The following is a 12,196-nucleotide window of genomic DNA, read 5'->3' on the forward strand; positions in this document are numbered from 1 at the left end:
GTTGGCCAAACAAACCCTACAGGCAGTGTTTAGCTGATTAATAATCCTGAAACGTTATCTTCCTAATTAAGCTAGATTATTTTTTTCTATCTTTAATATGGCTCAGGGCGCGTTTACGGCGACGCTCTTGGCTCATAGTCAGCTTTTCCACTTTGTTTTCAAACGGGTTATCACCCTCTTGGAAACGCAGTTGAATTGGCGTACCGACCACTTTTAATGAACGGCGGAAGTAGTTCATCATGTAACGCTTGTACGAATCAGGCAACTTGCTGACTTGGTTACCGTGGATAACCACGATTGGTGGGTTATAACCACCGGCGTGGGCGTATTTCAGTTTCACGCGGCGACCATTCACCAATGGTGGCTGATGGTCATCCTGCGACATTTGCATGATGCGGGTCAACATTGAGGTACTTACGCGGCGAGTCGCACTATCATAAGCTTCTTCAATCGATTCAAACAGATGGCCAACACCAGTGCCATGCAGCGCCGAAATAAAGTGAATACGGGCAAAGTCGATAAAGCCTAATCGGCGGTCAAGTTCACTCTTAACACGATCTTTTATGCCTTGATCGATGCCATCCCACTTGTTAACGGCAATCACTAACGCGCGGCCTGCGTTTAGGGCAAATCCTAATAGGCCGAGATCCTGCTCGGCAACGCCTTCACGGGCATCAATGATAAGCAATACCACGTTAGCATCTTCAACCGCTTTGAGGGTTTTTATCACTGAGAACTTTTCAATCACTTCATGGACTTTACTGCGACGACGCACCCCCGCAGTGTCGATAATCACGTATTCACGGCCATCGCGTTCCATCGGAATATAAATACTGTCGCGGGTTGTGCCTGGCTCGTCGTAAACCACCACGCGCTCTTCACCTAAGATGCGGTTAGTCAGGGTCGATTTACCCACGTTAGGTTTACCGATGATGGCGAGTTTGATCGGTAAGTCCTGCAGACGTTTTTGCTCGGCTTCGGCTTCTTCTTCAGTGTACTGACGCTCGTCGACCTCTTCCTCTTCACCTTGGCGCTCAATGCCCATGGCTTCAGCGTAAGGTGTTAAGGCATACTCGATCATGTTGGTCACGCCGCGACCTTGGGCAGCAGCCATTTGATAGACTTCGCCTAAGCCTAACGACCAAAATTCGGCACAGGCAGAATCGGCGTCAATACCGTCAATCTTGTTAGCAACCACAAAGGTGGTTTTTTGGCGGCTACGCAGATGCTGGGCGATAGACAAATCCGCTGCGGTTAACCCGGCACGCGCATCGGTCATAAATAACACTACATCGGCTTCTTCGATAGCGGCAAGGGACTGCTCGGCCATCTTAGTTTCGATCCCCTCTTCAGTGCCGTCGATACCGCCGGTATCCACCACGATAAACTCATAGCCGGATAGGAATGCTCGACCATATTTACGGTCACGTGTTAGGCCAGGAAAGTCGGCAACCAGCGCATCACGCGTACGCGTAAGGCGGTTAAATAAGGTGGATTTACCGACGTTCGGCCGACCAACAAGGGCCACTACAGGGATCATGATTTTGCCTCTAAAAAACTTTTCAATAAAAAGCCCCCGGAACACACTTCCAGGGGCTCAACAAGGATAACACTTTTAACTAAGGAAGTGTTACAACAGCTAACTTTCCGCTGCGGCCTTGCACGTAGATTTTATCATCCACCACTATTGGCTGACTGAATAATCCAGAGCTGTCCACTTGAATACGACCGACAATACTGCCGGTGCTGCGGTCGATAAAGTGCAGATAACCTTCAAAATCGCCCACGACTAAATAGTCTTTATACACTTCTGGTGAAGTGAGTGTGCGATTTACCAGCTCAGAGTTGCTCCACAGTTCTAGGCCGTTACGTCTATCAACCGAGTAGATACGACTGTGGTCATCAACCAAGAACAAACTTAAACCCGCCGTAGTTAATTCATTGAAGCTTGAATACTTACGAGTCCAAATAATCCGTCCGGTACGCAGCTCCATCGAAACCAAGTTACCGTTATAGCTGACGGCATACAAGTTGTCGCCAAGGATCAGCGGCGTCATATCCACATCAGCCATACGGGTAAACTCATTGCCACCCGTTGGATTATAGATGGCTTGTTCCCATGCGGCTTGACCATTGTTTTTCACTACAACAGCCACTTTGCCATCGGCGGTACCGATAAAGAAACCACCCGCTTCATAGGCTGCTGAACCCGTACCCCGGAGCGTCAGATTAGGTAGCTGCATGTCATAGACCCACAGTTTTGCACCTGTATCAACGTTATAGGCTTCAAGTGAACCAGAACTAGTACTCACCACCACAACGTCGTCAGCCACGGTTGGCTTAGATAATAATTCACCACCCGCAATCACATGCCATAGCACTTGGCCATCTTCGGCATTCAGTGCAGCCAATAGACCACTCTCACCGCCGATAAAGAGTTTATTGCGTGCGGCAGTGATACCTGCAGCTAAGCGTGCACCTTTGTTTTTGGCTAAGGCGTTATCACGAAACTCTTCACTAAAATCTTTTCTCCAAACCTGTTCACCCGAGGCTTCGTCAAAGGCCATGACTGCACCATAACGGTCAGCAGCAAAAATTTTACCGTAACGAACTGCAGGTGTAAGGCGAGAATAGTAATCTCCAACACCATCACCTACAGAGGCGCTCCAACTTACTTCAGGAAACACTGTTGCCTGAATCGCAGTTAACTCGCTTACCGGTTCTTCTTCCACATCGCTAGAAGAACAGGCGGATAACATAGCTAGGCTTAACCCAGCGGCTAGCAGGTTCTTGCACCAAGACTTCATCAAGGGATCCCTTATGCTTGATTTAGGTTATCAAGTTTGATTTTAAGCGCAGGGCTAGTCACAACACCACCGTTATCCATTGCAGCTTGATAAGCTGTTTTGGCTTTATCAGCTTGGCCTTGACGAACAAAGAAGTCGCCTTTGAGTTCTTCACGTTGTGCTAGAAAGGCTTTATCAGTCACTTGTTCTAGCGTGGCTAACGCAGTGTCAACTTGACCTTGTTCAGCCTGAATACGCGCTAAACGCAGCGTTGCAATGGTGTCTAATCCGGCACCTGGCTTAGCAGCAATCACTTTCTTTAACGCTTCTTCCGCTTTAGGGAAATCTTTCGCTTCTACCGCCGTTTTCGCGACAATCAAGTCCAACAGTGCTTGATAGCCCTTTTGATCGTAATTTTTCGAAAACTCAGCCACACCCGCAAGCATGGCGACTTCATCGCTTGATTTAGTGGTTAATGCTTGGAACGCCTGTGAAGCTTCTTCAGCCTTCTCGATTTTCATGTCGGAATAAGTGTTCCAACCGTACAGGCCGCCTAAACCAACAACCGCACCGATCCCAATCGAGATCCCATAGTCTTTCCAGAACTGCTTGATAGCATCAACTTGTTGTTCTTCTGTGCTATAAATTTCCACGCGCACGTCCCCTTATTTGGTAAGTTCAGCTAAAAATGCGCTTAATGCATTTCGAGCGACCCGTTGTTGTTCGTTGTCATTGCGTAAATATTTCACCGTAACCACACCTTCGGCGAGTTCTTCTTCGCCAATCAGTAAGGCTACTTGAGCGCCGCTTTTATCGGCACGCTTCATTTGTTTCTTCAGATTGCCACCACCACAGTGACTCATGACTCTCAGGGTGGGCAACGCCGAGCGCAATTCTTGAGCCACTTTGATGGCTTCAACTAGGCAGTTATCCCCCATAGCGGCAACATAAACATCCACTTCTGCAGGGATATCCTGTGTCAGCGCTAAGGTTTCGAGTAGTAGGACGATGCGCTCTAATCCCATCGCAAAACCCACCGCAGGCGTTTCTTTACCACCCAGCTGCGCGACTAAACCATCATAGCGACCACCCGCAAGCACAGTGCCTTGAGAGCCTAAGCTATTGGTAACCCATTCAAAAACCGTACGATTATAGTAATCCAAACCACGGACTAAACGAGAGTTAACTCGGTATTGGATGCCAACAGCGTCGAGGAGTTCACGCAATTGTGCAAAATGTTGTGAAGATTCTTCACCTAAGTAATCCATCAGCGCAGGCGCATCGGCTAAGATGCTTTGTACTTGTGGATCTTTCGAGTCCAGTACGCGCAGTGGATTACTGTACATACGGCGCTGACTATCTTCGTCTAATTTGTCTTTATGTTGTTCTAAGAAGGCAATTAACGCTTCACGGTAAGCGGCGCGCTCGGCAGGATCGCCTAAGGTATTGAGCTCAAGCGTCACATGCTCAGTGATCCCTAGCTTTTCCCAAAGACGGGCGGATAACATCAACACTTCAGCGTCGATATCAGCACTACCAATACCATAAATTTCCACACCAAATTGATGGAATTGACGGTAACGGCCTTTTTGCGGGCGCTCATGGCGAAACATAGGGCCCATGTACCACAAACGTTGTTCTTGGTTATACAGCAAACCATGCTCATTGCCAGCACGCACAGTCGAGGCGGTGCCTTCGGGGCGCAACGTCAGACTATCGCCATTACGGTCTTCGAAGGTATACATTTCTTTTTCAACAATATCAGTTACTTCACCGATAGAGCGTTTAAAAAGATCGGTATTTTCCACTATTGGAGTGCGGATCTCGCTGTAACCGTAAGCAGCAACGCTTGAACGTAATACCGCTTCCACTTTTTGCCATAGAGGACTTTGAGTTGGCAGAATGTCATTCATTCCGCGAATCGCTTGGATCTGTTTTGCCACTGTATCGACTCGTCCGATTTCGCTAAATTAATAAAAAATGTCAGGCATTATAGGCTGTTCAACACTAAACGTAAAATGACCCCGTCGGTTTCGGGGTCTAGCTCAAGCCTTGAGTGTTTTTATAACGCTTAACCTATGGGTTGATTCGGCTGTGTCTGTTACTCAGTCGTGTCTTTAACTTGAATGCGATTTGCCATTTGGCTCGCTTTAGCGCGAATTTTCGCCTCGAGGGAATCGACTAAGTTGTCATTGTCGAAACGCTCTTTTTGACGCTCGCCCTCATCGTAGTAACCACTCTTACGATGTCCGCCCGTTAAGCCAATGTGTGACACTAAGGCTTCGCCTGGGCCATTGACCACACAGCCGATGATCGACACATCCATCGCGGTGGTCACATCTTCGAGGCGGCGTTCTAGCTCGTTAACTGTGCTTATCACATCAAACTCTTGGCGCGAGCACGAAGGACAAGCGATAAAGTTAATGCCACGGCTACGAATACGCAGTGATTTTAAAATATCAAAGCCGACTTTGATTTCTTCCACCGGATCGGCCGCTAAGGAAATTCGCAAGGTATCACCAATACCTTCGGCGAGCAGCATGCCTAAACCGACGGCTGATTTCACCGCCCCCGCCCGCGCGCCACCGGCTTCGGTAATGCCTAAGTGCAATGGCTGGCGAATTTGCTTGGCTAATAAACGGTAGGATTCAACCGCTAAGAACACATCGGAGGCTTTGACACTGACCTTGAATTGATCAAAGTTCAAACGGTCAAGAATATCCACATGGCGCATAGCCGATTCGAGCAGGGCTTCTGGCGTGGGTTCTTTGTATTTGTCCATCAGATCTTTCTCTAATGAACCGCCATTAACACCGATACGAATTGGAATATTTTTATCACGAGCGCATTCAACAACACTGCGGATACGTTCTTCGTTACCAATGTTGCCGGGGTTAATCCGCAAACAATCCACCCCGTACTCCGCCACTTTTAAGGCGATGCGGTAATCAAAATGGATATCCGCAACTAAGGGTACAGAGACAGATTGCTTAATCAGTTTAAAGGCTTCAGCAGCGTCCATCGTTGGCACAGACACACGCACAATATCGGCCCCAACTTTCTCTAAGGCACGAATCTGGGCAACAGTCGCCTCAACGTCGGTGGTCTTAGTGTTAGTCATTGACTGCACAGCAATCGGTGCACCATCACCGATGGGCACATTACCCACATAAATGCGGGTTGAAGGACGTCTCTTTATGGGGGTTTCGTTATACATACTCAATACGCTCTTTTCGGTACTCTGCGTTAGGTGCCAGACTTAAGCCTGTGGAATAGTCAAACGCGCAACGCGACCCTTAGGAAATTCAGCAAGACTAATGGCTTTTCCATCAACCGTAAAACTCGAAACGACAGTCGGCGCACCAAGGATCACTTTAAATGGCAGCACACCACTAGCTTGAATATTTGCCCCTGCACCACGAACGCCATCAACAATCGCCTTACCGTTTGCATCGACAATGTTGATCCAACAATCGCCCGTCAGTTGAATATTGAGCGTTGATTGCCCTGCTACAGCTGGCATAGTTTGCGCGTTGGTCGTTGGGCTGGTGACATTGGTCGCACTGGCATTAGCGGTTACTTGAGTTTGTGCAGAAGCGGTGTTTTGCACCGGAACTGTTACAGTCGCCGTGGTGGATGGCGTTTGCACCGCACCTGATGCAGTTACAGTCTGGTTAGGCTTTGCAACACTATTGCGACTAGACTCGTTGCTTGAGTTAGCTGTTTGCTCGCCTTCCATAGCCGTCATAACGTTCGTGTTAGGATCGATAGAACTAACATCGGTATCTTTTACCGGACCATCAGTTGCCATTGAGCCGTTGACCGCAATCTCACTTAAACGTGCACTTGCATCCGTTTCAGTTAGCAAGACATCACCCGGCAGGGTTTGATTCGCTGCAGCTACCTCTTCAGCAGTGGGTTTTGAGATGTCCACATGGGTAACAAGTGTCGCTCTCTGCATCCACCAAACCACGAACAGACCAAGCAATACTATGACGATAAAAAAGCTCAGCCACTTTAATTTTGTGTCTCGAGCTTGATAAGTCGTCTTACGGGAAAAGCTTTGCATCGGAGGCTGTGTCACAAAGGGCACTTGTCTTGCAAGACATGCCTCAATCAGGGCGTTGTCGACCCCCAGCATACGCGCATAATTTTTAACATAGCCGCGAACATAGGTCGATGAGGCAATATTGGAAAAATCATCGGCTTCGAGATTTTCAACAATACCAGGGCGCAAATGCAGCTTCACCGCGGTCTGCGCAATACTCAACCCCATCTGCTCACGGGCCGATTTAAGTACACTTCCGAGTGTTACATCAGGCGTCGACTCAGCTTCATTTGCTGTAACAGGTTCTACTGACGCGTTTATTTCGTTATCTTTCATTGATGCAAATTAACTCTGTATTGCTTGGCTTGAGACGATGCGGGGAATTTGGCAAGCAATAAAATGCCAAATCGCTTCATAGCCGCATCATCATTCAAGGCCTGCTCAATTTTTATTCCGAGCGTTAAACTCTCCGGAGTCTGGGCTGCCACTTGGTGATAACGCGCTAATTGGTTACGCGCGTCGATATAATCACCTTTATTCATCCCAAGCTCAACCAGCTCCAGTAACGACACCGAGCGTCTCGGGTCATACTTTAACGCCATCTGAAAATACTGTCGTGCCTTTTCTGCTCGTCCCGCGTCTCGGCTGCAAAGGCCTAAGTTTTCATAACTGGATGCGGTACGGGTATATTTGGGCATTTCTATTGCAGCCAAAAACATTTTTTCAGCTTTGTCGTATTGCTTTTGTTGGCACAAAAACACCCCAAAGTTATTCATGGAATCGCCAGAGGCGTCCTTGGTATTAATTGCGTCTTGATACGCCCGTTCGGTACGTACTAAATCGCCCACGGTTTGATAGTAATAAGCCATTGCCACATGAACATCTTCGAGCTCTGGCGCATATTCTATTGCTTTATCAAGATTGTACTTGGCTTGTTCCGAGTTACCTCGATTAAGATAAGTTAAACCGAGCTGCATACGCTCACGGGCAGCAGCGACTCTGTCGAGTTTTCGCTCCGACACCGGAATATCAGTCCCTGTATAGGTACGCTCAGTTACGCACCCCGTCACTGTTAATGACAGGGCGATTGCTAATGAAAACCCTGACAATCCATGCTTCATGGGCAAACCTATAAATCTGTGCAAACAAAGAGTTAATTCATTGTGACCGAAATCTGATTTTCTTGCATGCGTTTTTTTGCTAAACGTTTGGTTCGATCGCGAATATCTCCAGCCAGCTGTCCACAGGCGGCGTCAATATCGTCTCCACGTGTCTTACGCACAATTACAGTCAAACCGTATTCCATCAATACTTTAGAAAAACGGTCGATGCGAGAGTTCGATGAACGGCCATAGGGCGAACCTGGGTATGGGTTAAACGGGATCAGGTTTACCTTACAAGGCGTATCCTTCATTAATTGTGCTAATTCATGGGCTTGCTCGGTGCTGTCGTTGATGTGATCGAGCATCACATATTCCACAGTTACGCGGCCACGGTTAGCATTCGATTTAGCAATATAACGGCGGATCCCCGCAAGAAACTCCTGCAGCGGATACTTTTTATTAACGGGAACCAAAATATCGCGCAGCTCATCGTTTGGCGCGTGGATACTCACGGCTAACGCCACATCGAGGGCATCACCCAGTTTATCAAGGGCTGGCACAACGCCAGAGGTCGATAGCGTTACGCGACGCTTTGACAGGCTAAAACCAAAATCGTCTAACATGATGTCCATTGCTGGGATCACGTTGGCAAGGTTAAGAAGAGGCTCACCCATTCCCATCATAACGACGTTAGTGATGGGGCGCTCGCCGGTTTCTTTCGCAAAACCTAAGAAGTGGGAAACACGCCAAATTTGGCCAACGATTTCAGAGACGGTTAAGTTGCGGTTAAAGCCTTGCTGTGCGGTAGAGCAAAAAGTACATTCGAGGGCACAGCCGACTTGAGACGACACGCATAACGTGGCGCGGTCATCTTCAGGAATATAAACGGTTTCAACCTCTTGGCCTTCGCCGACATGGATGGCGAACTTAATGGTGCCGTCGGCGGATTTTTGATAGCCCGAAATTTCGGGGGCAACAATCTCACAGCGCGCCGCCAGTTTTTGGCGTAACACTTTGTTGATGTTAGTCATCTCTTCGAAGTCACTGACACCGAAATGATAGATCCACTTCATGAGTTGATCGGCTCGGAAAGGCTTTTCGCCAAGATCGGCAAATAATGCACGCATCGCCTTACGATCAAGGTCTAATAAATTGATCTTTTTTTCACTCATAGGACTAACCTCAACACCAAAACCTGCAACAGGGCGGCGAATTATACAGACGCAGAAAATTTTTAGCCAGCAACTCCATTCCCCTATGCTAGAATCGCCGAGGGCCAATGTTGGCCTAAATTATGGAGTTGTAATACCACCAATATGTTAACCCTCATCATTATAGTGCTTGTCGCTGTCACAGTTTCTTTTCTGTGCAGTGTATTCGAAGCCGTGTTGCTCTCGGTTACCCCTAGTTATATCGCTACGCTCGACCAAACTGACAGTGCTGCGGCTGCAAGGTTGCGTAAACTGAAAGAGAACATCGAAGCGCCACTCGTGTCTATTTTGACCCTCAATACTGTCGCCCATACCGTAGGTGCAGCGGTTGCCGGTGCGCAAGCCGCAAAGGTCTTTGGGGATGATATGCTCGGCGTTTTCTCCGGAGTGTTAACCTTTATTATCCTGTTCTTCTCAGAAATTATTCCTAAGTCTGTGGGAGCAAATCACTGGCGCCGTTTAGCGCCAAGCGTATCGATTGCTATCACGTGGATGAAGCGTGCTACCCTGCCATTGATTTGGATGTCACAGCAAGTGACTCGCCTACTCGGTAAAGGTGAAGAAGGCCAATATATTCGCCAAGAAATGAGCGCAATGGCCAAAATCGGTCAAGAATCCGGTGAGCTGGATGAACAAGAATCCAAGATTTTGACCCAAATGCTTAAGGTGCGTGATGTGCCCGTTACCGCCATTATGACGCCGCGTACCGTGATGTTCTCTTTACCTATATCGCTGACTCAAAATGAGTTTGTGCAAGAATATCGCGACAAACCTTTTACGCGCATTCCAGTATATGACCAAGACCACGACGATGTTATCGGCTATATCACTCGCACCGATGTGTTGCTAGCAGAGCGTTACACCCCTAACGCGCCGATTGGTGAGCTCAAGCGTAGCCTGTTTGTGGTGCCCGAAACAGCCAAAATCCTACCGTTATTCGAGCGAATGATTAAGCGCAATACCCAAATTGCCATGGTAGTTGATGAATACGGCAGCAGCCAAGGTATTGTTACTCAAGAAGATATTATCGAATCGCTGCTCGGTTTAGAAATTGTCGATGTCAATGACCCTGCAACCGATATGCAGCAGTTGGCGCGTAAACTCTGGACCAAGCGCATGAAACAGAAAGGCATTCGCCTCTCCGATGACGGTGACTTTGAAGCCGCCGCCGAAGATGACGAAGCACGCTCGGGTTAATGACATTATTTAGTCATTGTTAAAGTAAAGGGAGCTTAGCTCCCTTTGTTATTTTAGGGGAGATGGTTATAATCTCCCGCCGTAAAAGAGGTAAGTTATGACACAGAGATACTCACTCTCACTCGCGCACATCAACGATACCCATTCGAATTTTGAGCCTAGCCGCGTACATTTTTCCCTCAATTTAGGGCTTAAATCCTTCGATATAACCAGTCACAGCGGTGGCTATGCCCGTCTGGGTTATCACATTAGCAAGGCGCGTGAGCAAGCAGATCAAAGCAATACGCCGTTTTTATTTTTGCATGGGGGCGACAGTTTCCAAGGCACGCTTTATTTCAGTCATTTTAAGGGTAAGGCCAACGCCCATCTGCTGAATTTACTTGCCCCCGATGCCATGGTGATTGGTAATCACGATATCGACGAAGGTAACGCGCGGCTCGCCGAATTTGCCAAGCAAATCGATTTCCCGCTACTGGCAGGCAATATGGACTTGAGCCAAGAGGATATCCGCAAACCAGGTAACCTGCGCACAGTGGCCAATATTCTGGCCTATGATGAAAAAACGCAGCTCGCCAGTTACCTTGAAAAGCCCTTCTATGACAAAAAGCTCGCTGTCATCGGCATCACTCTGGATCAGATGAAAGACATCGCCAGACCCGATCCCGATACTCACTTTGTCGATGCAATTGCGACCACGGCGCGAACCGTCGAGCATCTGCATGCCAAAGGCATCAAACACATTATAGTGCTGAGCCACTTAGGCTTAGATCAGGATAAACGGCTCGCCGAGCAAGTCGATGGCATAAGCCTTATCGTAGGCGGCCATACCCATACCCTCCAGGGCGATTTTACAGCTCTCGGGCTCAGTCACTTGCCCTACGGTGAGATGGTGAACGGCACCCCTATAGTACATGCAGGAAAATACGCCGAAACCCTAGGCTTAGCAGAGGTTGAATTTGATGCCGCAGGCCGCACGATACGCCTAAGCGGTGGCAACTACTTTATGCTCGATAAGCAATTTATCTTAAGTTCGAGTGAACAAGTGGACGATACCGACTATCAAGCCGTGCGCCAGCGCTTTGACGCACATCCCTTTATTCTTGGGGATGAGGCAGACGAAGACATTCACGACATAATCCACGATATTTATCGCCCAGCGATTGCCGAGATGGAAAATAAAATCTTAGCCCTAGTGCCTAAAAACCTTGTGCATACCAGACTGCCTTCTAAAACGCTTCCCCATGGCAGTGAAATTGCGCCCTGGGTCAGCCGCAGTATGTTCCAAGAGGCGAGGATTGAAGATCCCCGAATTCATTTTGCGCTGCATAACGCTGGCGGGGTGCGCCAATCAGTCGCACAAGGCCAACTCACACTTGCCGATGTATTGGGCCAATTATTGCCCTTTGAACTACCGTTAGTGAAATATGAAATCCAAGGTGAGTATTTATACCAGGCGTTAGAGTCAGCAATTAATGCCGCCACCAATAATAGCGTGAGAGGCACAGGCGCCGGCAGTTTCCCCTACACCTATGGATTACGTTATTACTACGATGGCAGACGTCCATTGGGCGAGCGCTTGTTTAAGCTTGAAATGATGCCGCAGGATGGGCAATCACTCTGGTATCCGGTCAAACAAGACGCTTTATATGTTGGTGTATCCACCTCTTATACTGCAGCAGGTAAAGAAGGTTATCACCCACTGTTACAAGCTCGCTGGCAGGAATCGATTGATACACTCACGCTACCGCAAGCCTTTATTCGCTTCCTCAATCGGGCGCCTAACCCAAATTTTGCGGATCTGCTCTCGCCCCACGTACATTACACCAGCCACTTAAAGCGCTCAGTGTAATC

General features: G+C 48.2%; 10 protein-coding genes. 2 read left to right on the forward strand and 8 right to left on the reverse strand.

The annotated features are described in order from the left end of the window. Nucleotides 1-76 precede the first annotated feature (76 nt). The 8 genes from der to rlmN all read right to left on the reverse strand — a co-directional run bounded on the left by der (nucleotide 77) and on the right by rlmN (nucleotide 9,109). A complete protein-coding gene (gene der, locus SO_RS15425) occupies nucleotides 77-1,540 on the reverse strand; it encodes a ribosome biogenesis GTPase Der (RefSeq protein WP_011073184.1) in 1,464 nt (487 codons plus the stop codon). A gap of 79 nt (nucleotides 1,541-1,619) precedes the next feature. Next, complete coding sequence (gene bamB / locus SO_RS15430) at nucleotides 1,620-2,807, reverse strand: outer membrane protein assembly factor BamB (protein ID WP_011073185.1); 1,188 nt, start codon at nucleotides 2,805-2,807, stop codon at nucleotides 1,620-1,622. Nucleotides 2,808-2,818: 11 nt separating this feature from the next. Next, complete coding sequence (locus SO_RS15435; RefSeq protein ID WP_011073186.1) at nucleotides 2,819-3,439, reverse strand: tetratricopeptide repeat protein; 621 nt, start codon at nucleotides 3,437-3,439, stop codon at nucleotides 2,819-2,821. A 12-nt stretch (nucleotides 3,440-3,451) separates the two neighbouring features. Beyond that, nucleotides 3,452-4,729, reverse strand: coding sequence for a histidine--tRNA ligase (gene hisS, locus SO_RS15440; RefSeq protein WP_011073187.1), 1,278 nt, complete (start codon nucleotides 4,727-4,729; stop codon nucleotides 3,452-3,454). A 158-nt stretch (nucleotides 4,730-4,887) separates the two neighbouring features. Further along, nucleotides 4,888-6,003 carry a flavodoxin-dependent (E)-4-hydroxy-3-methylbut-2-enyl-diphosphate synthase gene (gene ispG / locus SO_RS15445; protein WP_011073188.1) on the reverse strand — a complete coding sequence of 372 codons (1,116 nt, stop codon included), beginning with the start codon at nucleotides 6,001-6,003 and terminating at the stop codon, nucleotides 4,888-4,890. Nucleotides 6,004-6,045: 42 nt separating this feature from the next. Then, complete coding sequence (locus tag SO_RS15450) at nucleotides 6,046-7,170, reverse strand: RodZ domain-containing protein (protein ID WP_011073189.1); 1,125 nt, start codon at nucleotides 7,168-7,170, stop codon at nucleotides 6,046-6,048. Further along, the gene (gene pilW / locus SO_RS15455) at nucleotides 7,167-7,955 is read right to left on the reverse strand and encodes a type IV pilus biogenesis/stability protein PilW (protein ID WP_011073190.1); all 789 of its coding nucleotides are present in this window, start codon (nucleotides 7,953-7,955) and stop codon (nucleotides 7,167-7,169) included. Before pilW ends, SO_RS15450 begins: the two co-directional genes overlap by 4 nt. Before the next feature lie 32 nt (nucleotides 7,956-7,987). After that, nucleotides 7,988-9,109: a dual-specificity RNA methyltransferase RlmN gene (rlmN, locus tag SO_RS15460; protein WP_011073191.1), complete on the reverse strand. Its 1,122-nt coding sequence runs from the start codon at nucleotides 9,107-9,109 to the stop codon at nucleotides 7,988-7,990. 144 nt (nucleotides 9,110-9,253) lie between these two features. Between rlmN and SO_RS15465 the strand changes: the two genes are divergently transcribed. Both SO_RS15465 and SO_RS15470 read left to right on the forward strand, forming a co-directional pair. Next, complete coding sequence (locus SO_RS15465; protein ID WP_011073192.1) at nucleotides 9,254-10,345, forward strand: CNNM domain-containing protein; 1,092 nt, start codon at nucleotides 9,254-9,256, stop codon at nucleotides 10,343-10,345. A gap of 97 nt (nucleotides 10,346-10,442) precedes the next feature. After that, a complete protein-coding gene (locus SO_RS15470) occupies nucleotides 10,443-12,194 on the forward strand; it encodes a bifunctional metallophosphatase/5'-nucleotidase (protein WP_011073193.1) in 1,752 nt (583 codons plus the stop codon). Nucleotides 12,195-12,196: the final 2 nt, after the last annotated feature.

Origin of the sequence: Shewanella oneidensis MR-1 (genome assembly GCF_000146165.2) — a bacterium.
Taxonomy (GTDB): Bacteria; Pseudomonadota; Gammaproteobacteria; order Enterobacterales; family Shewanellaceae; genus Shewanella; species Shewanella oneidensis.